General features: G+C 41.9%; 25 protein-coding genes and 1 other annotated feature. Of the genes, 6 read left to right on the top strand and 19 right to left on the bottom strand.

What is annotated here, in order from left to right; translation table 11 throughout:
- Positions 1-64: 64 nt before the first annotated feature.
- Positions 65-1,360, bottom strand: coding sequence for a homocysteine synthase (locus I6N90_RS10135; protein ID WP_197935393.1), 1,296 nt, complete (start codon positions 1,358-1,360; stop codon positions 65-67).
- A gap of 121 nt (positions 1,361-1,481) precedes the next feature.
- Positions 1,482-2,063 (bottom strand): ComEA family DNA-binding protein, encoded by a 582-nt coding sequence (locus I6N90_RS10140; protein ID WP_197935394.1) that lies wholly within the window; start codon positions 2,061-2,063, stop codon positions 1,482-1,484.
- A 112-nt stretch (positions 2,064-2,175) separates the two neighbouring features.
- Between I6N90_RS10140 and comER the strand changes: the two genes are divergently transcribed.
- Entirely contained in the window at positions 2,176-3,015 is an 840-nt protein-coding gene (gene comER / locus I6N90_RS10145; protein ID WP_197935395.1) for a late competence protein ComER, read from the top strand.
- Between the two features lie 42 nt (positions 3,016-3,057).
- Here the strand turns inward: comER and leuS are convergent, their stop codons facing one another.
- From leuS to I6N90_RS10170, 5 genes are all read right to left on the bottom strand, one after another.
- On the bottom strand, positions 3,058-5,496 hold the full coding sequence (gene leuS / locus I6N90_RS10150; protein WP_197935396.1) for a leucine--tRNA ligase: 2,439 nt from the start codon (positions 5,494-5,496) through the stop codon (positions 3,058-3,060).
- Positions 5,497-5,556: 60 nt separating this feature from the next.
- Positions 5,557-5,798: a binding site (T-box leader), on the bottom strand.
- Between the two features lie 96 nt (positions 5,799-5,894).
- Entirely contained in the window at positions 5,895-7,148 is a 1,254-nt protein-coding gene (locus I6N90_RS10155) for a CynX/NimT family MFS transporter (protein WP_197935397.1), read from the bottom strand.
- A gap of 86 nt (positions 7,149-7,234) precedes the next feature.
- A complete protein-coding gene (locus I6N90_RS10160; RefSeq protein ID WP_197935398.1) occupies positions 7,235-8,032 on the bottom strand; it encodes a GNAT family N-acetyltransferase in 798 nt (265 codons plus the stop codon).
- Between the two features lie 13 nt (positions 8,033-8,045).
- The gene (locus I6N90_RS10165; protein ID WP_197935399.1) at positions 8,046-8,357 is read right to left on the bottom strand and encodes a hypothetical protein; all 312 of its coding nucleotides are present in this window, start codon (positions 8,355-8,357) and stop codon (positions 8,046-8,048) included.
- Positions 8,358-8,477: 120 nt separating this feature from the next.
- On the bottom strand, positions 8,478-8,687 hold the full coding sequence (locus I6N90_RS10170) for a YwbE family protein (RefSeq protein ID WP_197935400.1): 210 nt from the start codon (positions 8,685-8,687) through the stop codon (positions 8,478-8,480).
- A gap of 127 nt (positions 8,688-8,814) precedes the next feature.
- Between I6N90_RS10170 and I6N90_RS10175 the strand changes: the two genes are divergently transcribed.
- Positions 8,815-10,593 (top strand): DEAD/DEAH box helicase, encoded by a 1,779-nt coding sequence (locus I6N90_RS10175; RefSeq protein ID WP_197935401.1) that lies wholly within the window; start codon positions 8,815-8,817, stop codon positions 10,591-10,593.
- Positions 10,594-11,002: 409 nt separating this feature from the next.
- On the opposite strand, the gene I6N90_RS10180 is transcribed toward I6N90_RS10175, so the two are convergent.
- The 4 genes from I6N90_RS10180 to purM form a co-directional block, all read right to left on the bottom strand.
- Positions 11,003-11,191, bottom strand: coding sequence for an LOG family protein (locus I6N90_RS10180; protein ID WP_269669479.1), 189 nt, complete (start codon positions 11,189-11,191; stop codon positions 11,003-11,005).
- Positions 11,192-11,686: 495 nt separating this feature from the next.
- Positions 11,687-12,334 (bottom strand): DUF6630 family protein, encoded by a 648-nt coding sequence (locus tag I6N90_RS10190; protein WP_197935403.1) that lies wholly within the window; start codon positions 12,332-12,334, stop codon positions 11,687-11,689.
- A 339-nt stretch (positions 12,335-12,673) separates the two neighbouring features.
- Positions 12,674-13,270: an HAD family hydrolase gene (locus I6N90_RS10195; RefSeq protein ID WP_332262434.1), complete on the bottom strand. Its 597-nt coding sequence runs from the start codon at positions 13,268-13,270 to the stop codon at positions 12,674-12,676.
- A gap of 8 nt (positions 13,271-13,278) precedes the next feature.
- Positions 13,279-14,364, bottom strand: coding sequence for a phosphoribosylformylglycinamidine cyclo-ligase (purM, locus tag I6N90_RS10200; RefSeq protein WP_332262435.1), 1,086 nt, complete (start codon positions 14,362-14,364; stop codon positions 13,279-13,281).
- Between the two features lie 247 nt (positions 14,365-14,611).
- Here purM and I6N90_RS10205 point away from each other — a divergent pair, with 247 nt between their 5' ends.
- Positions 14,612-14,701: a sporulation protein YjcZ gene (locus tag I6N90_RS10205; protein ID WP_197935405.1), complete on the top strand. Its 90-nt coding sequence runs from the start codon at positions 14,612-14,614 to the stop codon at positions 14,699-14,701.
- A gap of 75 nt (positions 14,702-14,776) precedes the next feature.
- Here the strand turns inward: I6N90_RS10205 and I6N90_RS10210 are convergent, their stop codons facing one another.
- From I6N90_RS10210 to I6N90_RS10220, 3 genes are read right to left on the bottom strand one after another with little or no spacing between them, the layout of a single operon-like run.
- The gene (locus I6N90_RS10210; RefSeq protein WP_197935406.1) at positions 14,777-15,568 is read right to left on the bottom strand and encodes a Cof-type HAD-IIB family hydrolase; all 792 of its coding nucleotides are present in this window, start codon (positions 15,566-15,568) and stop codon (positions 14,777-14,779) included.
- Between the two features lie 35 nt (positions 15,569-15,603).
- On the bottom strand, positions 15,604-16,356 hold the full coding sequence (locus I6N90_RS10215) for a pseudouridine synthase (protein WP_197935407.1): 753 nt from the start codon (positions 16,354-16,356) through the stop codon (positions 15,604-15,606).
- A gap of 1 nt (position 16,357) precedes the next feature.
- Positions 16,358-17,881, bottom strand: coding sequence for an RsmB/NOP family class I SAM-dependent RNA methyltransferase (locus I6N90_RS10220; RefSeq protein WP_197935408.1), 1,524 nt, complete (start codon positions 17,879-17,881; stop codon positions 16,358-16,360).
- Positions 17,882-18,019: 138 nt separating this feature from the next.
- Here I6N90_RS10220 and I6N90_RS10225 point away from each other — a divergent pair, with 138 nt between their 5' ends.
- Positions 18,020-18,544 (top strand): thioredoxin family protein, encoded by a 525-nt coding sequence (locus tag I6N90_RS10225; RefSeq protein ID WP_197935409.1) that lies wholly within the window; start codon positions 18,020-18,022, stop codon positions 18,542-18,544.
- Positions 18,544-19,086, top strand: a complete 543-nt coding sequence (locus I6N90_RS10230) for a PCYCGC motif-containing (lipo)protein (RefSeq protein ID WP_197935410.1) — start codon at positions 18,544-18,546, stop codon at positions 19,084-19,086. Before I6N90_RS10225 ends, I6N90_RS10230 begins: the two co-directional genes overlap by 1 nt.
- A gap of 104 nt (positions 19,087-19,190) precedes the next feature.
- On the opposite strand, the gene I6N90_RS10235 is transcribed toward I6N90_RS10230, so the two are convergent.
- Positions 19,191-19,994 (bottom strand): GTP pyrophosphokinase, encoded by an 804-nt coding sequence (locus I6N90_RS10235; protein ID WP_197935411.1) that lies wholly within the window; start codon positions 19,992-19,994, stop codon positions 19,191-19,193.
- Positions 19,995-20,011: 17 nt separating this feature from the next.
- A complete protein-coding gene (locus I6N90_RS10240) occupies positions 20,012-21,109 on the bottom strand; it encodes a quinone-dependent dihydroorotate dehydrogenase (RefSeq protein ID WP_197935412.1) in 1,098 nt (365 codons plus the stop codon).
- 189 nt (positions 21,110-21,298) lie between these two features.
- Here I6N90_RS10240 and I6N90_RS10245 point away from each other — a divergent pair, with 189 nt between their 5' ends.
- A complete protein-coding gene (locus I6N90_RS10245; protein ID WP_197935413.1) occupies positions 21,299-21,436 on the top strand; it encodes a hypothetical protein in 138 nt (45 codons plus the stop codon).
- Between the two features lie 9 nt (positions 21,437-21,445).
- Here the strand turns inward: I6N90_RS10245 and I6N90_RS10250 are convergent, their stop codons facing one another.
- From I6N90_RS10250 to I6N90_RS10260, 3 genes are all read right to left on the bottom strand, one after another.
- The gene (locus I6N90_RS10250; protein WP_197935414.1) at positions 21,446-22,846 is read right to left on the bottom strand and encodes a L,D-transpeptidase family protein; all 1,401 of its coding nucleotides are present in this window, start codon (positions 22,844-22,846) and stop codon (positions 21,446-21,448) included.
- Between the two features lie 153 nt (positions 22,847-22,999).
- Positions 23,000-23,242, bottom strand: a complete 243-nt coding sequence (locus tag I6N90_RS10255) for a ferredoxin (protein WP_197935415.1) — start codon at positions 23,240-23,242, stop codon at positions 23,000-23,002.
- Positions 23,243-23,313: 71 nt separating this feature from the next.
- On the bottom strand, positions 23,314-24,600 hold the full coding sequence (locus I6N90_RS10260) for a DNA polymerase IV (RefSeq protein ID WP_197935416.1): 1,287 nt from the start codon (positions 24,598-24,600) through the stop codon (positions 23,314-23,316).
- Positions 24,601-24,733: the final 133 nt, after the last annotated feature.

Here is a 24,733-nt window from a genome sequence, read left to right on the forward strand (position 1 = left end):
TAGCTGCTGTACTCTAGTTGTTTCATCCTATGTCGTACACTATATTATTTTTTATTTAACTATACTATCCTTGCTGGCTAATTGCGATAGCTTGCTCAAGATCAGCAATTATATCGACTACCCCTTCAGTACCAACAGATACACGAAGCATTCCTGGTGCTACCCCAGCGCCAACTTGTTCGTCTGGTGAAAGCTGTTGATGGGTTGTGCTAGCCGGATGAATAATTAAAGATTTCGAATCACCCACATTAGCTAAATGAGACAATAGTTTAACTGAGTTGATAAGCCTTTTACCTGCTTCAACTCCACCTTTTATTCCGAATGTCAATATAGCACCACTGCCATTTGGCAAATACTTTTGAGCATTTTTATATGACGAATGACTAGGCAACCCAGGATAGCTCACCCATTCTACTGCTTCATGCTTTTCTAAATATTGTGCAACTGCCAGTGCGTTTGAACTATGGCGTTCCATCCGAAGATGCAACGTTTCAAGCCCTTGTAGTAAAAGGAACGAGTTAAACGGAGACAATGACGCTCCCATATCGCGTAGCAATTGGACGCGTGCTTTAATAATGTAAGCAATCGGCCCTACAGCATCTGTATAAACAACGCCATTATAACTTGGATCTGGTTCAGTTAGACCAGGGAATTTACCGCTAGCTTTCCAATCGAACTTTCCACTATCAACAATTATTCCACCAATAGAGGTACCATGACCGCCGATAAACTTAGTTGCAGAATGAACGACGATGTCTGCCCCATGTTCAATCGGACGGCTTAAGTATGGACTTGGAAATGTATTGTCCACGATAAAAGGAATACCATGTTCATGCGCAATTGCAGCAACAGCTGCAATATCAATTACATCGCCTCTTGGGTTACCAATTGTCTCTGCGTATAGAGCTTTTGTTTTGTCTGTTATAGCCGCTCTGAAGTTATTAGGATCAGAAGGATCTACGAAATTTACTTTTATGCCTAACTTAGGTAGCGTTGTAGAAAATAAATTATAAGTTCCACCATACAAACTAGTAGCTGAGACGATTTCGTCACCAGTGCCTGCAATGTTAAGAATGGAGTAAGTAATTGCCGCTTGTCCGGAAGCAACAGCTAGTGCAGCCGGAGCTCCTTCAAGCTCTGCAACTCGTTTCTCTAATACATCCGTTGTAGGGTTCATAATACGGGTATAAATATTTCCGAATTCCTGCAACGAAAATAAATTTGCTGCATGATCCGTATCTCTGAATCCATACGATGTCGTCTGGTAGATCGGAACTGCCCGAGACAACGTTGTAGGATCAATAGATTGACCTCCGTGGACGGATAGCGTATCAAGAGAGAGCTTTTTTTCTTCTGACATGACCTTACTCCTCCTCAAATGTCGCGTGATGCAAAAGTTACATCGTAAGCCTTCGCTAATCACTCACAATAGAATTAAGCCGCCTAGAAAATATTGACTGCTTATTTCCATTCTCTCACATTCATGGATGGGCTACAACGACTTCTTTCAGCTCCGCGAGTAGCTTCTCTCCTATCCCTTTTACACGAAGGAGATCATCTACACTGGTAAAATACCCATTTTTCGCCCTATCCTCAACGATTGCTTGCGCTTTTGATGGACCTATTCCCTTTAATTGATCGAATTCATCTTGAGTTGCACGATTAATATCTAACTTGCCACTTTCACTCTTCTCATCAACATCCGAATGATCGACTGTCTGTGAGCCAGACTCATTTGGATGAATAGCCTCATTAGTACTAGATCCTTTTTTTGCAGTTTCTATCTCACCACTTTTATCAACAATGTTACTACTTTTAACCGTTGAGGATTGTTGTGCTGTTTCAGTATACTTTGCAACTTCTGAGCTCTCTTCAGTAATCTCTTTCGACGGATTATGTATTGCCTCGCGTACTGCATCATTTAGTGGAATCCACTCCTCCGACTGAGAAGACTGTTTCCCCGTCAATGCTGCTACTATCATCAATACTGCTCCAACTAAAATGACACCAATCATTAAATTACGACCGGGGGACTGTCCCGCTTTCCTTGAATAAGCAGACATTAAGTTCATCCCTTCTACATATAAATTGATAGTTCATGACATAAGAAACAAGTTATAAGGAATACAATGAATGAGCAAATCATTTATGTATCTTGGTGTAGGAGGGCTTCACATGAATGTTGGATTTATTGGAATTGGTTCGATGGGAAGCTTACTAATCGAATCGTTCATCGCATCTGGCGCACTATCGCCCTCAGATATTTCTATTAGCAATCGCACTTTCGCTAAAGCACAAGCACTAGCTGACCGATATCCAGGCATTAGAGCCCAGTATACAAACGCAGAAGTAGCAATAAACAGCGATATCGTTTTTTTATGCGTAAAGCCACATGAATTTGTCCATGTTGTAAACGATATCAAACCCATCATTGATAGAAATCAAATTATTGTCTCCATAACAAGCCCGGTACTTATCTCCCACTTAGAAGGTGAGCTGAATTGCAAAATAGCTAAAATAATTCCTAGTATCACTAATCAAGTATGGAGCGGCGCTTCACTTTGTATTTATGGGGATTCAATTGATGAACCGGGAAAGAAACAGTTGGAAGCATTGTTCGCCCATATAAGTGAGCCACTTATTATTGAAGAAAGTTATACCCGAATCGTATCCGATCTTTCTAGTTGTGGTCCCGCATTTATTGCTTTTTTTCTCCAACAATTTGTTGACGCAGCCGTGCAAGAAACAGGAATACCACATGCCATTGCCCTTCAAGTAGCGAGCAACATGTTGCTCGGAACCGGTTTACTCGTTACCGAAGGACATATGACACCAGTAGAAATACAGGAGAGAGTTGCAGTTCCCGGCGGAATAACAGCACAAGCACTTAAATTGTTAATAAGAGAAACAGATGGCGTCTTTAATCAGCTTATTCGTACAACACATGCTAAATATAATGAAGATTTAATTAAGGTAAATACCGCTTTCTGCGGCGAAGAGGTGAACGGACAATAGCTGTGCATCAGCTAAAGCCCGCTCACCTCTTCGGGTTCGCGTTTAATTCGCTACAATATTTACAAGCTTGCCTTTAACGACAACAACCTTACGAATTGTTTTACCGGAGATAAGTTCTTGCACCTTCTCCATTTCTTTCGCAAGCGACTCCATATCAGCTTCGTTTGTATCTGCTGCTATAGAAACACGCTCTACAATTTTTCCATTAACTTGAACGACGATTTCAACTTCTTGGTCGACTGTCCAAGCTTCATCAAATGTCGGCCACTCTGCATACGTAATCGAATCAACTAGTCCCAACTTCTCCCAAAGCTCTTCTGTAATATGCGGAGCAATTGGAGATAACATTTGTAGGAAATGAGCCATTGCTTCTTTTGGAAGCTGATCTGTTTTGTAAGCTTCATTCACGAATATCATAAGTTGACTAATAACCGTGTTAAAGCGTAGGTTTTCGTAATCATCCGTAACTTTTTTAAGTGAACGATGCCATACACGTTTAAATGCGTCAGAAGTTTCTCCGTCGCTAATTTTTGCGCTTAATGTGCCATCTTCATTCACAAACAAACGCCATACACGTGCAAGGAAACGATATGAACCTTCAACACCATTAGTATTCCAAGGCTTTGTAGCTTCAAGTGGTCCCATAAACATTTCGTACATACGCAGCGTATCTGCACCAAACTCGTTTACGATTTCATCTGGGTTAATAACGTTACCACGAGACTTGGACATCTTTTCATTGTTCGTACCTAGAATCATTCCTTGGTTAACTAGCTTATGGAATGGTTCTTTTGTTTGCACAATACCGATATCGTAAAGCACTTTATGCCAGAAACGTGCATAAAGCAAATGCAATACGGCATGCTCTGCTCCACCAATGTATAGATCAACCGGAAGCCATTCTTTTTGCTTCTCAGGTGAGCAAATTTCTTTATCATTTTTCGGATCGATGAAACGTAGGTAATACCAACAGCTTCCCGCCCACTGTGGCATCGTATTTGTTTCACGACGTGCTTTCATACCAGTCTCAGGATCGATTGTATTGACCCACTCTGTTACATTCGCAAGTGGTGATTCTCCTGTTCCTGACGGTGTAATTGCATCAACATCCGGCAACACAAGTGGAAGTTGATCCACAGGTACAGTTTTCATCGTTCCATCTTCAAGATGAAGAATTGGAATCGGCTCGCCCCAATAACGTTGACGACTGAACAACCAGTCACGTAGACGGTACGTCACTTTCGCTTGACCTTTGCCGGATGCAGTCAAGCTTTCAATCATTACTTTAATTGCATCTGCATTGTTTAGACCGTTCAATTGTTCGGAATTAACGTGCGGGCCGTCACCTGTATAAGCTTCCTTAGTAACATCGCCACCAGATACAACTTCAACGATTGGAAGATCAAATTGTTTTGCAAACTCCCAGTCACGGGAATCATGACCTGGAACTGCCATAATAGCACCAGTACCATAACCAGCAAGTACATAATCAGCAATCCAAATCGGTGTTTTTTCGCCGTTAACCGGATTGATCGCATAAGCTCCAGTAAATACGCCTGACTTTTCTTTCGCAAGATCAGTACGCTCAAGATCGCTCTTACGTGAAGCAACGATTTGATAAGCTTCTACAGCTGCCTTCTGATCTGCGTTCGTAATCACTGAAACTAGCTCGTGCTCAGGCGCAAGCACACAATACGTGGCACCGAACAATGTATCCGGACGTGTCGTAAAGACAACAAGTGATGCATCATGTCCTTCGATATCGAAAGTTACTTCCGCACCAGTAGATTTACCGATCCAGTTACGTTGCATATCCTTAATGCTCTCGGACCAGTCAAGTTCCTCCAAATCATCTAATAGACGATCAGCATATTCCGTTATTTTAAGTATCCATTGACGCATCGGCTTACGGACAACTGGATGTCCTCCACGTTCGCTAAGACCATCAATTACTTCCTCATTCGCAAGAACCGTTCCAAGTGCTGGGCACCAGTTAACCGGAACTTCCGCAACATAAGCAAGACCACGGTTGTATAGTTGAATAAAGATCCACTGTGTCCATTTGTAGTAGTCAGGATCAGTTGTGCTGAATTCACGATCCCAATCGTACGAGAAGCCTAGTGATTTAATTTGACGACGGAAATTATCGATGTTTTTGAACGTAATATCTCTTGGATGTTGTCCTGTATCTAATGCATGTTGCTCAGCAGGCAGACCAAAAGCATCCCAGCCCATCGGGTGAAGAACATTGTAGCCTTTCATCCGTTTAAAGCGAGACATAATATCCGTTGCAGTATAGCCCTCTGGGTGACCTACATGTAGACCAGCTCCTGAAGGGTATGGGAACATATCTAGTGCATAAAATTTCGGTTTAGTTGAATCCTCTTTAGTTTGGAACGTCTTATTCTCATCCCAAAATTGTTGCCACTTTGGCTCAATAGCTTGTGGATTATACCCATGACGTTGTTGTTCCTGACTCATCGTGTTTCCTCCTAATTGGTCAATAAAAAACATAAAACCTCTCGCCCCCAGCGGATTAACGCTAGGGACGAGAGGTTATTCTCCCGTGGTACCACCCTAGTTAGCGCAGGCCATGTTTTGCCCTTACGCTCACTTGATGCCCTTAACGCGGGCTAACGGTTCGCTTAACATCCATAACTCATACAGATGAAATCACAAACAGCTCCAAGGTGAGTTTCCTTACACGCAAGGTCTGGCTTCCACCAACCGCCAGCTCTCTGAGCCTTGTCATTGCAAGTACTTAATCTCTTCAACGCTTCATATTCACAAACATTTACTTGTAATTATATAAGTGACTCGGTAAACGTGTCAAGCAACGTACATTTACCCTATTGAATTGATTTTCATCAGTATACCATTTATATTTTACGATCCGAGCCTGCATACAATCCTATAATTCCATACATAATGGATACCGCAATAATTAATAGTAACGGAATCCCCCAAGTGTCCGTCCAATCATACAACAATCCGAACAAAAAAGGTCCACTGGCCGCTAACAAGTAACCAATTGATTGTGCCATTCCAGACAACTGGGCAGACTCCTCACTTGTACGTGTTCTAAGGGCAAAGAACATAACAGCAAGTCCGAATCCACCGCCTACCCCCAAACCTAATATGACCATACTAAGAGGCACAACTACTGATCCTCCTAGAAGCAATAATAGATAACCACAAACAAATAAAGAAGATATTAATAGTGCAATACTTCGCTGGCTCGTTCGTTTGCCTGCCATTATTGGAATGATAAAAGTTGATAGCATACTTACAAGTTGCATAAGTGAAAGCATCCAACCAGCACTTGCTTGATCCAATCCTTTATCAACCAAAATCAAAGGAGTCCAAGTTACGTTTACATAAAAACAAAACGATTGTAATCCAAGAAATAGCGATACTGACCAAGCAAGCGGTGAGTTCCAAACACTTTTATTTGACTTTGTACCTTTTTGCACAGCACTTGTTTGTACCCTTACTGAAGTATTTATTATACCATTCTTACTAATAAGAGGGAGCCACACAATTGCCGCCACAAGAGCAACAACTGAAGTTACTGCAAGAGTAACTTGCCAACTAACACCAAACCCGTCTGTAAGCGGAACGCTTATACCTGATCCGACTGCCGCACCGAGATTCATTGCGACTGTATAGATTCCTGTCATCAAACCGATTTTATTCGGATATTCTCGTTTCACAAGACTCGGAATCAACACATTTGCGACTGCAATAGCAGTACCAAGTAAAGCTGTTCCTAAGAACAAAGCATAAACGGATGGTAGAGAACGAACAATTATGGCTGCAGTAAGTAATAATGAAGCGGCAAACAAAGAAAATTCCATACCAATACGAGCTGCGATTTTTGGTGCAAATGGTGAAACAAATGCAAATGCCAATAAAGGCAATGTCGTAAGAAGTCCTGTCATTCCTCCTGATAAACCCATCGACGTACTTATTTTATCTACAATTGGCCCAACTGATGTAATAGGCGCTCTCATGATGAGAGCTACTAATATGATACTGAGAACAAGCAACCATGTACGATTGTTACTATTATCAGAAACTAATGATAGCGGGGCTCCCTTTTGATTACCGGCTGACTGACTTTCGCTATTCATTTCCTCTGTTATCCACCTTTCAGAAACATTCGAACACACAAACGAAGTTTCTATTACAAACTAACTAACTTGCGACTAAAACTCCGTTATTCGGTCAACTTTTTAACCCGATACCAATAGTCATAGCTATGTTTAAAACCAAATTTATCGTATAGACGGTTCGCAGCAACATTTCCTGTCACTACTAGCAAATAAGCATTTTCTGCTCCGTTTTCTTTAGCCCAAACTAACAACTGTCTCGTCAACTGCTCCCCATAACCTTTTCCCCTAGAAGCTACATCCGTGACGATATCATATAAACCTGCAAAACCTTGCTCCAAGACGATCGCACCACATGCAACCGGCTTACGGCCTTCAAGCAACACGGCAAACGCTTTGCGTAGCGGTTGTTCGCTCATCATTCTTCTAGTCGTCTCTCGCTGATCATCATTTAGACCTTGCATGGTTGCCACTGCATCAAGCCAAAAAGATGTAGGGTCTGTCGTAATTATTATTTTAATAGTTGATGTTTTCTTTTCACCTACTTGTGCTTCGCTTTCCGTATCCGTGTTCGTTGGTCCAACCAGATCTCGTAAAGAAGCCGTTTTCACAGATGTATGATCAATCATTTCGTAACCTAATGCATCTAATCTATCATCTAAATCACTCGGCTCAGAAAATGGTGTGATTTTGAAAATAGTAGGGAGATTCCGCTTACTATATATTTCCTCGCACCTTTTTATTTTGTCTGTGAGTGGTAAAGTATGGCCGTATATCGCGCTTATTGAATTCGATCTTTTCGTATAACCATTTGCAAATCGAAGCAACCAACCATCATAAAGAACGGTTTGTAATGCTGGCCATCCGTTTAAGCTCATTTCCTCAATATGTTTCTTATTATCCATAAACGTCCTCCACTTATTCGCAATATTTTATTTGAAATCGCTCAAGGTGATCAAACAGATTCTCACGAAATAGCACCTCTGCTTGCTTTTTCCCTATTAAATCAAAGTGAGGAAAGCGTTCCCGAGTATGAATATATGCGGGATTTAGTCCATTCTGCCTACACCAATTAGAAAGTTTGTCCAAATCTGAACAACCGACCTTCGTTACCGTCTTAATCCCCGGAAAACGTGTATCCAGCCAATAGTGGGTAAGAAATGCAATGTCACCTTTGGTGACTGCAGATTTCCACTTATTCAATTCATCTCTGGATATACCAAATGCCATCTCGTTCAAACTCCCTCTTACAATTTCTTTTCGTCAGTACTAATTTATATCCAGCTTTTTGTCACATTTATGAAATGGTCATTAGACCTTTAGCTTTAATTGGAAAACAAAGATTCATTATTATGAATTCAAATCTGACGCAATAATATTTTTCACACGTCCAACTTGCCCGTCCTGCAATCGAACCTTAATACCATGCGGATGTCGAGGAGAATTTGTTAAAATATCTTTTACTACTCCTTTTGTCAGCTTTCCTGTTCGCTGATCAGCCTTCAAAACGATGTTAACCTGTTGCCCAATCTTTATATCTGAACGAACTGTTCCGGTCATTTATTTTCATTCCTTTTCCTCTTAGATGTTGGCTATAAGCATATCATATGCAATATGAAGATGCACTTGTCGAAGACAACTGTTATACTTAGCTACATACGAAAGATGAAAAGAGGAATTTTTAAGTATGTCTAACACTTTCCACGCTCTCGGTGTTTCTGAGAAGCTCAACGATTTATTGAAACATGCTGGTATTACAGAACCTACTCCAGTACAACGCCAAGCGATCCCGCTTCTTCTGAACGGACAAGACGTAATCGCACAAGCTCAAACAGGAACAGGTAAAACATTAGCTTTCGCATTACCAATACTGGAGAAGATTAATGTAGAAAAGGCGCAAGTACAAGCCCTTATTCTAACTCCTACGCGAGAACTAGCTATCCAAATTACAGCAGAACTAAAAAAACTAGCACCTGCGTTCAAAGCAAATGTATTAGCTGCTTATGGTGGTCAAGACGTAGATGCACAAATTCGCAAGCTAAAAAGCGCGCAGCATATCGTCGTAGCGACACCTGGCAGATTAATTGATCATATGAATCGCCAAACAATCAACTTAGGTAAGTTATCTATGCTTGTATTAGATGAAGCTGACCAAATGCTTCATATGGGCTTCTTGTCAGAAGTAGAAGGCATTATTTCGCAAACACCAAGAGCACGTCAGACGATGCTCTTCTCAGCTACAATGCCGGATGCGATCCGCCGCTTGGCAGCTCAATATATGAATGCTCCTGCAGATATTCAAATCCGCAGCAATAACGTTACGCTAGACAGCATTAAGCAGCTTGTTGTCAATACAACAGATCGTGGTAAGCAACAAGCAATGATTCATTTGTTAGAGAAACATCAACCATACTTGGCTGTAGTATTCTGTAGAACGAAAGTTCGCGCGAAGAAGTTGAATGAAGCACTACAAGATCTGGGTTATGCATCGGACGAACTTCATGGCGACCTTACTCAAGCGAAGCGTGAGCAAGTAATGAAGCGATTCCGTGATGCACGCCTTCAAATTCTTGTTGCAACGGATGTTGCGGCTCGAGGACTAGACGTTGAAGGTGTAACACATGTATACAACTTCGATGTTCCAATGGATGGAGAAAGCTACATCCACCGTATCGGTAGAACAGGTCGTGCCGGACATGAAGGTATGGCTGTAACTCTTGCTACCCATTATGATGTAAACAAACTTGCAGATATCGAAAAAGGAATTAACGCTCGTCTTGAGCATCGTACGATAGATAGTGAAGGTGAATTGTCTACTGCTACCAAGACTTCAGCATCTTTTGGAAAAGAACGTGCACGTGGCGGGAACAAAGAGTCCGGTCGTGGAAGCCGAAGTGAAGGCGGACGCGGACGTAGTGATCGCGGTGCTTCAACAGGCGGACGTGGACGCGGTGAGCGCAGCTCAACTGAAGGCGGTCGTAGTGGTCGTGGTGCACGCAATTCATCTGAGGGCGGACGCACTCGTAATGAGAGCAGTTCTTCTGAAAATGGATACGGTCGTAGATCAGGTGGCGATGATCGTCGTCGTAGCAATGAAACTGAAAGTGGCAGCCAAGAACAAAAACGTCCAGCAAGATCTTCGAGTGGTAGAAGTGGGCGCCCTTCGTTTGGGTCAGGTTCTCCAATCGCGAATCCATGGGGTTCACCTGAAGCTAAGGAACGCAGCAGTTCCGATAACTGGAATGGTTCACAACGTGGTCCTCAGCGAAAAGCTGGCTCTTCTGTAAAAAGTCGTAACGCAGCAGAAGTTAGCTTTAGCGAATCAACAGGCGGCGCTGGCAAGCCTAACCGTTCTGGTGGTAGATCTTCATTCGGTGGAGGTAGAAGTTCAGGTCGTCCAGCCGGCAAAGGAAGTTTTGGTGGAAACCGTGGTTCAGGCGGACCTAAAGGTCGCGGAAGATCATAATGTAATACAACAACCAGTTTGTTCACGTATTAACGTGGCAAACTGGTTTTTTTACACTCGTATTAGCTCGGTTTTTGTATCAATAATGTATTCGAAAAGTAACTAACAACATCCGTTGGAGTTTTAAAGTATTCATCTGGTGTTCGGTAAAAATAAAGTATTAGACTGGAGTCGTTGATTTAACGCGGTTTTTGAACTGAAGAATCGTCAGCTTTTGAAAAATAAGTTTTAGACTGATCCATTAGAAGCAGCAGAGGCAGACCAAGACTTGAAAAATAAAGTCTTAGACTGTCGCTGTTTTCATTGAACTAACGTGTCCCGTTAGTTCAATGAAAAAGCAGCCGTAGTTTGGCTGCCTCTGCTCAAATGGGCTATTACAATTTAATTTCAGATAAGTGAAGTGCAATAATCAAGTGCGCTGTTCGGTGAGATACGTTTTGACTGAAGGAGCCTTATAAATTGAGAACTGCTTCAGAATCCTTTCTGGAGTATCATCTGTAATGACCATAGCACGATACTTCGACTGCATGAAATGGTCACGTTCCATAGTATCAAACATGGATACAAGTGGGTCAAAATATTGATTGATATTCAGCAATATGAATTGTCCTTAAAGTAGATTCGATTCATATGAATCTTTCCTTTCAGCCGTGAGTTGACAATCTTACAGGATAATTCAAATTGCAATCATTCGCTCCAGACAATGGAATGCGCGTTCAAAGGCAGTCTGCGCCCCACGTGAGGAGAAGAATGCGGCGCGGATCGCATCATGCAGGACCGGAGCTCGCCACTCATTGACACTGTCTTTTTCGATGTAGTTCACATCTGCTCCACGATCGAGCAAAAGCTCCAACAATGTCCCATTGTCCCGTCTTAAAGGCCACACGGCTTTTTCGACTGATACTACCCCGACCAGCTGCGGGATTTTTGATACAACACAAAGCGTGCTCCCAGCCTGGGCGACGATCGCAGGGCAAGCGTCACGCTTTGCTGTTTCATTTTCAGTTTTGGTGCAGGTGTCATGAGATCGGCATGTTGTGACGATTCAAAACCGTCAACATGGCGGCGCATGTTCCATCGTTCCGCCAAACAGCTAGCACAAATCTTTCTCATGGGAAACGAGCAAATTGCCTTCGGCGTCGGAAAACGCCGTCCCGCATTCCTCGCACTGCTCTTCCGCTGGAAGCGGGGCGTTGATGGGTAACTCCCATACATTCATATCGCTACAGTTCGGGCAGTAGATCGTGATGAGCGCTTTCGTCTTTTTAGCTTGCAAGGAAATGAACGGTCCAAGCTCACACGCTGCTTTCCGAAGCAGTTTGGCTCCTTCGACCGTCGTCACCACAACATAGTAGGCATCGTTGCCAGAATCCAGCAGGCTGATCGTATAGCCTTGCTTTTTTAGCCGCTTGTCGAAAAAACGGAGCAAATACGGAACATTATCGCCGCGTTCCAGTTCTTCTTTGTCCATGGTAGCATATGCCCGCTGTTCCTCCAATTGCAGAGTGGTCTCCTCTTTGGCGTGTGCGGCGGCGCGCGTTTGCAGAAACCGACTGATCTGGTTCTGCTCCTCCTCGCCTGACCAGTCGACCTGCAGTAGCAGACCGTTCCGGATCAGCGTATGTAGCAGTTCCTCCGCTTGAGACGGTGAGTTGGTTTCAAGCAGCATCTGCTGCATCGTCTCCAACTCGTCTGCCGTCAGGATGTATGGCAACGTTTGTGCAAGGTTCATTTTTTTCATGTTTCGGTTCTCTCCTCGTTTCAAAATGACACTTAGAAGCGGTAACAAAGCGGTCCATCTTGCGATCAACATGAAAAGCATTGCAACAGCCTTCCAAACAAACGTTCTTGCGTCCTATGCTACTAAATGACGAAACCCATTCCTATCCTCCAAATTGACTGATTTGGTATTATTTCATGCTCAAAAATAGTATTCTACCGAAAAATACCAGCCTTTATTGATCTATTAGTGATACAGATAGAATTTCCTTATTGAACATAACTGCCAGTTAGCTTAACGCACGCCGCCAGTCTACAACTTTATTTTCCGGTCTAATACTTTATTTTTCAGTCTAATATTTTATTTTCTCAGAACATCTGGATTTGTTTTAGATAAAATACCAAGTTCACCTTCGCCCCACAAAGCAGCCCCACTTCCCATACCTGCTGCTGATGCTGCAATAATATCGGTAGGCTGATCGCCTATGTAAAAACAATCTTCTGCATTGTATCCCATTTGCGAAGCAGCGAGTAGCAATGGAACTGGACTAGGTTTATGTTCTTTCGTATCTTCCTGCCCCACGATGCATGTAAAATAATGTATGATTCCATTAGATTCCAGCTCCTTACGTACATTTGCACGTGTCTTGGAAGATACGATGCCTAATTCAAATCCATCCCTCGACAACTGTTCTAACATTTCTAGCACTCCATCATAAAGAGCTATTGATCCACTTTGTAAGATATAATGCTGGGCTGCTTTTTCATAAATGAGCGCCCCTTCTTCAGGGAGTAATAAAACAATTACTTTCGCAATAGGTTTCCCTTTCAAATAAGCCAACTCATCGTTAGTTGCTTCTCTATTCAAAATGGAACGAAATCCTACTTTGACTGCTTCAGTCGCCAATGATTCGCTATCTTGCAGTGTCCCGTCCAAATCTAATAGCACACATTTCACTCCATTATTCACTCCCTCGTCCATTCTAACTTTCCTTCAAGCACAACTTGTTTATCACCTAGACTGATCTCTCCGATTGGGTAACTTCTAAGTTCAAACTGAGACAAATGCGAAATTACGACTTGAGCAAACTCCGGCGCCGCTACAACGATCATACCTACTCCCATATTAAATGTGCGCAGCATCTCTGCTTCCTCTACATGACTTACTTCATGCATCAATCGGAAAAGAGGTAAAACATTTATTTTTGATAAATCAATATGAGCATTTAATCCATCTGGTAATACTCGACCTAGATTTCCTACTATACCTCCGCCAGTAATATGGGCCATACCATGAAGTTCTTCTCGTCCGAATAATCCACGTAAAGGCTTATAATAACAGAGGTGAGGCTTCATAATGGCATCAAAAAAACTGTCCGAACCTACGGTCTTATCCAAAATTTCTGGATGTTTATCCATTATTGCTCGCACAAGTGTATATCCGTTCGTATGTATGCCATTTGATTCAATTGCGATAACGATGTCCCCATTCCGAATGGCAGAGCCGTCTATTACTTTTGCTTTATCCACTACGCCAACGATGCTTGAAGTCAAAATATATGCACCTTTTTCTAATACTCCAGGTTGAATCGACGTTTCACCACCTGTCAATGTGCAATCTTGCTCTCTGCAAGCTGAAGATACTGCATCTACAATTTCTCTTATAACTTCCTTCTCTATTGCGCCACAAATGATAGCATCTTGAACAGCAAGTGGCTTCGCACCCATAACGATAATGTCATTAATAAGATGATTAATCATGTCGTAACAGATTGAGCGCACTCTTCCGTGTTGAAATGCTAGCTTTTGCTTAGAACCCGGTTCCTCTGTTTTCATCACCATAATGGGATGTTCATATTCCGGAAAATTAAAATCATACAATGAAGCGAAAGCACCAATTGAATTAAGCACTCGGTTATCACTTGTTTTCAAACTTTCCTTCATTCCTTCTTTTACATCATCTGTGTCTTCAATATTAATACCTGAGTTTGCATACGATAATTTTGATTGATCATTTATTGATTCGATCTCAATTGTATGATCTGTATTCACATCATCAATCCCCTTGTCTTTAATTTTCCAAAGATTGTAGCATAGTTATCGTTTATATAACACATAATTTTTACAACTTTTATGTAAGTGTTTTCAATATTCCCAATAAGCCCATTTGTCCGCAATCATGACAAATGTCCAATCCAATGAGGGCAAATAACATACTATATCGTATTCCGAAGTCTAGGTAACTCTACCCTATCAATACCAACTTGGATTCGGAAATATTACTCTAGGAGGAATTAGCATGTCTGCACTACATGGAGGCTTCACATCTGCCGGTGTAATCTTGGTTCTGTTTATACTTCTTGTCATCATCACAAGAACTTTCTTTTAATAAACTACCTTTACACCTATATCGAAAAACCGCCAAGGTTTTACCTTGGCGGTTTTTTATGTCTCTTTATTAAAATCAAATATAAGCTCGAATCGCACTAGCGACCCCACTGTCGTTATTGCTTCCAGTAACTACGTCAGCTGCTTCTTTTACTAATTCAGGAGAATTGTCCATAGCAATACCGAGACCAGCAAACTGTAGCATCGAGATATCATTAAAATAATTACCGATCGCCAAAATTTTCTCTCTAGGTATCCCTCTACCTTCTGCTAATTGCCGAAGTGCTTCCCCTTTGCTCGCTCCTGGATGTTGAACGTCAATAAAGAGATCTCCACTCCGAATAATTTGTAGTGGGGTCTGACGTTTCTCCCAATAGGATTGAACGAAGTCCATCGATTCCTTCGTTCCGAATAAAGTCAGCTTCACTAATCCGCTAGGTAACTGCTGACCATTACTCATAACTGTCGGTTCAGCCTGATGAATCTTGTACATTTCTGCTGCTTCGGGAGTCATCTTTTCTACCATCATCTCAAAAGCAGTATTCAGATCATAATGAATATCAAATTCTCGACAATACGATATAAATTCACCAATATACCTTTGATCAATATCATATTGAAACAAAACAGAACGATCTACAGACTGAACTGTGGCAGCACCATTATGAGTAATCAATGTTCCGCTAAGACCAAGTTCCTCAAGCACCGGAAATGCCCCCATCGGCCCTCTTCCGGTACATAATACGATTTCAGCGCCTTTACCTGCTGCTTCACGTACGGCTTCTCTCACTTCATCCAATAGCTGATGATCATCCGTTAGGAGCGTTCCATCTACATCTAGCGCGATCAATTTATATTTAATTTCCATATTAACTTTTACTCCTATTCCAAACTTTGTACGATCTATTTCTCTCTGCCACGATGAGCACGAAGTTGTTCAACTTCCACTGCTGTTAATTCACGATAAGAACCTTCTTCAAGCGATTCATCCAATTGCAGTGGGCCCATTGATATCCGTTTCAGTGTTAATACTTTTTTGCCAACAGCATCAAACATTCTTTTCACTTGATGGAACTTACCTTCACGAATCGTTAGGCGAATCGTTGAGCAAATCCCTATAGGCTGTTCTTCTTTATTCACAATCATTAATTCTGCTGGCATCGTTACATATCCATCATCTAATTCTACTCCAGCCGTAAATGCCGTCTGTTCAACTTCACCAACGTCACCCCAAACAAGCGCCTCATACGTTTTATCTACATGTTTTCGGGGTGATAACAATTCATGAGCAAGTTGTCCATCGTTAGTTAGCAATAATAGACCAACAGTATCCTTATCCAACCGTCCAACCGGAAACGGATTTAATAACGTGTCTTCTTGTTTCAGTAAATCAATAACTGTACGATCTTTATTATCCTCTGTTGCTGAAATGACTCCTTGAGGTTTATTGAGCATTAAATAAATGACATTACGATAAATGACCCGTTCGCCCTCGTAAGCAACTTCTTGTGCTATTGGGTCAATGATTAGTCCACTATCTTTTACTACAGTTCCGTTCAACGTAACTTTCCCTTGCTTAACTGCTCTCTTAATCTCACTTCGTGTACCAAGTCCCATATTAGAAAGCAATTTATCTATTCGCATTTTCTCTGGCATCCTAAACTAACCTCCATCCAGCTGACAACTCATTTTTGAGCATACCGTCCGCATATTTACCCCAGCCAAGCGGATATCCATCTACACAAATTAATGTATAACCTTTCGGCAATGCTCCACTCTGAAGGATCAACTTATCACGATCTACAAATAACGTTTCACCTTTTAAATATCGAATCACTTCTTCTTCATCTGAACGCCAGCTCACTCTTCGCGCTGCTTCTTCCGGTTTAAGCCCTAATGCTAATGCCTGTGAAGGATGGAATCTCCCCCTTATTGACTCACCTGCAAGCCAACCCGCTCTTACAACACGTAGACCATCTAACGACGGGAAGCCTTTCGGACCGATATAAACTTTTGCTCCAAATATAACCGTTTGTTCCGTATCATTAAGACTCATGTTCAAATGTTGCTCTTTAAAAGTACTCCACACTTCTGCCGGATCGACTTCCACTTCTGGAGCTTTACCTCCACGCACTAATCGATCATTTCGTTGACCTTTAGCTTTTTTCTTTATCGGATACTTCTGCTCTTCGTCTACATCTGCTGTATCTACATCTATTTCAACTATGGATTGGTCACTTCGTTTAAGAATAGCAACATAATGGCCTTCGCCTTCAACTTTATGTGGCCATATTCTTACTGTACCTTCTAAGCTTTGAACAGCATTTGCCCCTAATTTGGAAGCGATGTTCTCTTCTACCCAATCTGGGCGACCAGCACCTAAACCGTGCTTATGCTGAACTGGTTCCACAGTAAATTCAGGCTGATCAGCTAAAAACGCCGCAATCTGATCTTCATTTTCTTCCGGTGAAAACGTACACGTCGAATAAACGATTATACCACCAGGTTTAAGCATCTCAGCGGCATGAGTCAATATATCTCTTTGCATAACTGAACACTTCTCAATCGAATGTTTTTCCCAATCTGCAGCCATCGACTCATCCTTGCGGAACATGCCTTCGCCCGAACATGGAGCATCCACTAGGATGCGATCAAACCATTTCTCAAACACTGGTGCTAGATTGGATGGTTCTTCATTTAAAATAACCGCGTTTCTTACTCCTGCAAGCTCTATGTTTTTAGCCAATGCTTTTGTTCTTTCAAACGCATTGTCATTCGTAACGAGGACGCCTTTACCCATCAACTTGCCTGCAATTTGGGTAGACTTCCCACCTGGAGCCGCACATAGATCGAGAACACGATGACCCGGACGGACATCAAGCAGTTCAACGGGTAACATCGCACTTGGCTCCTGAATGTAATAAAGTCCTGCATGATAATGTGGATGTTTCCCTGGTCGATCTTCTTCTGTATAGTACAATCCGTCCTTTGTCCAAGGTATAGAACGAATTCGATCCCTCATTGGAGAAATATTGCTCCATTCCTCTACCGTTGCTTTCAAAGGATTAACTCTAAGACCGTATACTCTTGGAGCCTCATATGAAGCCATAAATGATTCGAATTCATCCTGTAGCAAGCTTTCCATTTTATTTAGAAATTTAGCTGGTAAAATGCTTTTCATGTTAGTTCCTCCTGCCAAAAGTCAAATGCTGTAACACCTCTACAAACTCACTCTGCCATGGTATATAATAAAAAGTAAGTAAGACAACTCGTCTTCCCTGGGCTTGTCCACTATAACGAAAATGGAGGTTTTGTAGAGATGAAGAAACAGCAAAAGAAAAAGTTTAATATGGTTTATGTGTACATCGGTATTATTGTCATTTTATTCGGATCTATCTTTGTATTGAATAATGCAGAAAAAGACAATGTTCTTTATGGTATGCCAGTATCAAAACTAAATCCAGCTACAAAAGCACAACTCGATGATCCCAACTATCAGAATATCATATTACCGAAACAATTGGATAAGAAGGTTAGTGACAAAGAAGACTTCTTCGTTTATATGTTCTCTTCTACTTGTGGAGCTTGTAAAGCTTCAACGCCATTAATTAAACCGATTGTCGATGAGCTAGGTATCGACTTCCCTATGCTAAATATCCAAGAATTTAATGATAGCGGTATTAAGTATGGAGTTGAATATACACCAACCATTATTTATTTCAAAGATGGTGTCGAAACAGCACGCCTCCAAGAAGGTGTTAGACTAGATGGTATGACTAGTGGCAGTACCCTCGAAGAAATTAGAGCCTTTTTTGTAGAACATTCAAAAACTGAGGTGAAATAATGAAACAGCACCGATCAGCAAGTAGCGAGTCTACTGAGGCGGATCAACAAACCGCTGGATCAACATCTAGAGGCATCATGTATGCCCTGCTGCTCGGATTTGCTCTAATTACACTGCTCACAGCCTGTAGCGTAGGAGACGATAAGGAAAGTGGAGAAGCCCATCTTCATGGCACTGAAACGTGGCAAAAAACAGCATCCGAGACTGTGTTGCCCGCTTTTCTTAACGAAGAAACAAAGCTCACTCAAGAGCTTTATTCTGAGGTACACAACCATTCAGAGCTTATGAGCAGCATTAATTGCTATTGCGGCTGTATGGAAGGTACAGAAGACAATGAAGCACATAATTCCTTGCTACGATGTTATTGGGCTGAACATCCTGCTGATGAAGGCGGCGTCACTTGGACAGATCATACTACAACCTGTGGCATATGCAAAAAAGAGATGGAAATGATCGTTAACTTAAGCAAACAAGGTAAAAGTGATGATGAGATTCGCAAAGCTATTGATGACGCCTATAGGCCTAAAAATTTTAAAAGCTAATAATAGCTACTCTTCATTTGACAATCCCACTAACAAGAAAACCTCCGGATCTACTGTACGAGTAGAATCGGAGGTTATTTTTTTATTATTGAAACGACTAGAAACTACGATTGCCCGCTTCTCTTCGCCTTACTTATCGATATCCCGATATCTGTTGCTAATCCATTTAATCCGGGATAGTCCTCCTGCTCGAACAGTTCGTTAAACTTCATCTGGAATTGTGCTGCCTCACGAACTCTATTATAGAAGTACAAATCCTGTATGCCATTTAACGCACGTGACACCACATTAGATTGCTCCTCGAACTCCGTTTGTGCGTCTAATATTTCTTGACGGATACTCGTCATCTCTGTATCCAAGTGGAAAGCTGCTTCAGCTGCTTTTTTAAGCCTAATCCGAACATCGTCCGGCAAGCTCTCTTTAAATTTATAGTTAAGAGAATGCTCGATTGTTGCCCAGAAATTCATCGCAAGTGTGCGAATCTGGATTTCTGCAAGCACATCCTTATAGCCAAGTGCCGTTTGAACCGGGTATTTTACGATAATATGGTAGCTCCGATAACCGCTATCCTTGTAATTCGTAATATAGTCCTTCTCGTATACAAGCTGTAGATCTCTACGGGTTCTAATAAGTCCCGCTACACGGTGAATATCATCAACGAATTGACACATAATTCGTATGCCTGCTATGTCCTCTATCCCCGTATCGAGCTGATCAGATGCAACGCCAAGCCGTTTCGCTTTCTCCAAAATGCTAGATATGCGCTTTGTTCGACCTGTTACGAATTCGATAGGTGCATAAGCTTCCCTTAGCTTAAGCTCCGTACGCATCGTCTTGAACTTTACCTTTAATTCTTCGACCGCTTGCTCATAAGGCTGTAAAAAAAGACCCCAGTCTCTACCGTCCATCCGGCCGCCTCCTGTTTCTAACGATGATCTGCGCCCACTGCTTCGGCAATATTACGGTAGCCGTCCTTGCGCAAACATTCTTTTAGTCCGTTTGTTAGCTCTCGCAGTAGTCCAGGTCCTTTATAGATGAGAGCTGTATAAACTTCAACCATTGATGCCCCGGCGCGAATTTTATCGTATGCGTCCTGAGCAGTAAAAATGCCGCCGGAACCGATGATCGGCATACGTCCACCCGTATATCGATAAACAGAAGCAATAACTTCCGTTGATCGATCACGAAGCGGTTTGCCACTCATGCCACCAGCTTCTTTTGCATTAGAATGTGTAAGGCCTTCACGAGATAATGTTGTATTCGTTGCGATAATTCCCGCTACGCCACTCTCCATAATAGTTTGTACGGTATGCTCTAGTTGTTCGTCCGTCATATCAGGTGCGATCTTGACCAGAACCTGCTTTGGAGTAGCTTTTCTTGCTTGTGCTTGCGCTTTCATCTCTTCCATAACAGTAACTAACAGCTTGCGTAGCTCGTCACCATGCTGAAGATCACGTAGTCCTTGCGTGTTTGGTGAACTAATATTGACGACGAAGAAATCACCATAATCATATAACGTGCGAATACAGGATTGATAATCCTCATGAGCAAGTTCATTAGGAGTTGCTTTATTTTTGCCTATATTTACAGCTATCGGAATCCGATGAATTTTGCGCTTAGACAGAGAAGCAGCCATTGCATCTGCCCCATCGTTGTTGAAGCCCATTCTGTTAATTAATGCTTCATCAGACGGAAGACGAAACAATCTTGGCAGCTCATTTCCTGCTTGTCCCTTCGGTGTCACTGTTCCAACTTCTGCAAAGCCGAAGCCTATACTTGAGAAGCCATCTGCCGCTTTACCGTTTTTGTCGAGACCTGCTGCTAGCCCAATAGGATGCGGGAACGTCAAGCCGAGTAGTTCCGTACGTAGCTCTGGTGATTCAGATACGCCATACATCGCGTTCATTATTCCAGTAGCACCTGGTACTTTGCATCCAGCAGCCAATCCATCTATGACGACATGATGTGCTTTTTCAGGATCCATTTTGAAAAACATCGGTTTAAGTAAATATGTATAAAGCAAAAATTTCACTCCGTTCCGCGTAATATGCTCTATCGAACAGTTTATCGCTTTTGCGGCAAAAAGAAAAGAGCTTACAGTAACGCAGTGATAGTTAGAAATGTTCCTGCCGTATTGCGACACATACAGAAAACGATTACAATATAGGCATATGTCCCATTTTTATTCCTAAACAGAAAGGTTGATTACAGTATGAGCGCAGCAAAAAGAAAACCAGCGACAATGAAAGTAAAGCCTAAGGAAGAAGTCAACAAAAAGGCATTAGTATTGATTGGCTCATTCGTAAGCGTTATCTTTATCGCCATTGCAGCACTTCTTATATTTACTTAGTTAAGACTCTTAATTCAACCATTGATATACTTTAGCGGGATTGGTTTCGTTCTGCTTAGGCGCAAGCTGAAAACGTTCAGCAGGTGCTTTAGCATCGGGCGGAAGCGTCCCGTTTTTTATTTTCACAACTGTTCCAAGCGGCACAAGGTCGTACAACTCTTCAACATCTGCCTTACGCATTCTAATACAGCCAAGTGATTCGTCCTTCTCGATACTATCTAGATCTCCAGTACCGTGAATCGCATATAACGTGTTCGACAATGCCATTCCTCTGCTTCCGAATATTCCATTATCGGTTCCATTGGGGTTACGAACTTTCTCACTAATATAAAAATTTCCCTCAGGTGTTTGCTCACCGCCTAATCCTACTTTATAACTTCTAATGATGACATCATTTTGCACGACGGCTAGTCGGTGTTTGGACGTATCTATTACAATTTCTAGCGGCTTATTCCACTTCTCTTGAAAGAGGCCGTTTGTCCCAATCGACTTATCGTTTTTTACAATATCAGAACTATTATGTTCTTGTTTTTTATTATCCTGATTTATTTGTTCAGTAGCTGAATCGTTAGAATTTTTTGTTTCCATCATTATTTTAGTCAACACATCTGAAAATGAGTCTTTCATACCTTCCCCTTCTCCTGAGAGAATGTTATTTGGGTATGGTCGAATGAGATCATCAAGCTTCTCAGGCCACTTTCCGTTACGCTCATTATAATGATGAATGCCGCTCGCTAACGTCCAATGCATCTCTTGCTCCTCTTTCCACTCTGTAAAACGTTTATTAATGGCTCTCGTATCACCTGGCTCACATACACAAGAGTCACGATCGTACATAGACACCTCGAATTTGTGATCATTAGTGCCCCGATCTACACTCATCAGATAACGAACACTACCAACCCACTGCTTCCATCCCTTGTTCTCTTCTAAACGGATTGCCATGGATAGTGTCGGAGCTTTATCTCCAGCAGCTATTATTGCATTCATGCTATACCCGACTGGACGCAATTGCTGCTGAGATACTATTACTACACCAACATCTGGGCTTTGAGCTGATGTGTTTGGAGATGGTTTAGACGGTGTTCCTTTACGTATAAGATCATTTATCGGAATAATGAGAGCAAGCAACAGCAACGGCAATGCAATAAACATCGTTTTACGAATTAACTTCATCTTTTTTTGCTGTTTATCCCATTCCTTTAACTGTTCTAGTTGCGCTTCACCAAGGGGATGGCTCTCCTGTTCAAAAGCTTCGTATATATCACCTGCTTGAATAAAACAATAATTTGCTTTACCTTCTTTTCCAGCTTGCAAATAATGTTTACCGAGCAAATACCAGCCCATCTTATTTGTAGGATGCTGCTTTACGAATTGCTTTAAATAAAGAATATCTTCCGGTTGCTCCATCCTATTCCCTCCACTTACAATGTTCTATCGTATATATCGGCAGAGGATTAGTATTCATCTAGTGGGTAGCAAAATATAAAAAAAAATCCCGTTCCACCGTCAATAAACGGAAGTGCGGGATTTTTAAATATCTTTATGAGAAATAATTGCGTGTTAACCCGCTGCGTTGAACGGCTCATCTGCAATCTTGATGGAGTCAGTAGGACAACCGTCACAAGCATCCTGCAAATCATCGAACATATCATCAGGAATTTCAGTGTTACCACGGTTGCAGTCATTTTGGAAAATAACTTCTGCTAAACCTTCGTCATCGTAATCATAAATATCAGGAGCTGTAGCTCCGCAAGCGCCACAAGCGATGCAAGTGTCTTTCTCAACCCATGTATATTTTGCCATGGTTTTTCCCTCCTTATTAAATACGGAATACTTCCGATTAATCATTAAATACACCAGAAATGCTTGTTTCCTCACTCATCAATATATAACAAACTATCGTCCTTTTGCAAGGATGTACCGCGAATTCGTTTGTTCCTGATTAAGGTTGAAGGATCATCTCCGAGCATTCCTGCCGTAAGCACAGCGTCCTCTCCGAACTTATCTCGAAGGGAATCCATAGCTTTCATTAGAGCATCCTTACGAGGCTGCTCTTCGTAACTGAACAAATCGAGTTGCAGCGCTGTTTCGTCAAGTGGTGACAGATTTTGCAAAGTTACACCTAACAATCGAATAGGTTCTCCTTGTGTCCAATGACGAAGAAACAACTTCCTTGCTTCCATATTAATCACTTCAGCAGATTGTGTTGCAGATTGAAGTGTATGTGAGCGTGTAATTGTGCTCATATCCGGTCTGCGAATCGTTATTTGGATTGTGGAAGCTACAAGTTTCTGACGTCTAAGCCTTCTACCTGTTTGATCAGAAAGATTGAGTAACACTCGAAAAACGTCATCTTGATTACTAATATCGTTCGGCAGTGTTGTTGTGTGACCTATTGACTTATTCCGTTCCCTATCAGGGCTTACCGGTGAATGATCAATGCCATGTGCTGCTGACTTCATCCACGAACCCATAACACCAAATTGTTTAATGAGCATGTTTTCTTCCGCTTCAGCTAATTCACCGATAGTAGTAATATTTAATTTTTCCAGCTTTGCAGCTGTCTTTCCACCTATCCCAAACAATGTCCCGCATGGTTTATTCCATAAAATCTTAGGTACATCTCGTAGCCGCAGTACAGTAAGCCCATTCGGCTTCTTCATATCAGAAGCCATCTTAGCTAATAGCTTGTTTGGCGCAAGACCAATTGAACAAGGAAGTTGCCACTCAGACATCACCTTCTTTTGCAGCGTCTCAGCAATTTCTAGAGGCGTTCCAAGTAACTTCGAACCTGTTATGTCCAAGTAGCACTCATCGATCGATACAGCTTCAACAAGAGGTGTAAATCCTCTTGCAATAGCCATAAATCCATTCGAATATTTACGATATAGATTGAAGTCTGGTTTGATCAGTATGAGTTCAGGACATAACCTTGTTGCCTGTCTTACAGTCATTCCTGTCTTTACACCACGCGATCTGGCTGTATACGAGCAGGTCACTACTATGCCTTTGCGCTGCTCAACGCTACCTGATACAGCGGTCGGCTTATCCTTATAATATTCCGGCTCTTCAGCTTCATGCACCGAGCAGTAGAATGCATTCATATCTAAATGGATTATTACTCTGCCTTTAACCGGATAATGATCTTGAACGTTGTTCATAACTGCTCGTTTCACCGCCTTAATTCGGAATAACTACTTGTTCAATTTTCAATGTATTCAGCATATAATTAGGAAACTAGCAAGTCAATAAAGCGATTAAATTGAAAAATCCGACAATCCCCCCTCTACTTTA

The sequence above is a fragment of the Paenibacillus sp. GSMTC-2017 genome, assembly GCF_016019935.1.
GTDB lineage: Bacteria > Bacillota > Bacilli > Paenibacillales > Paenibacillaceae > Pristimantibacillus.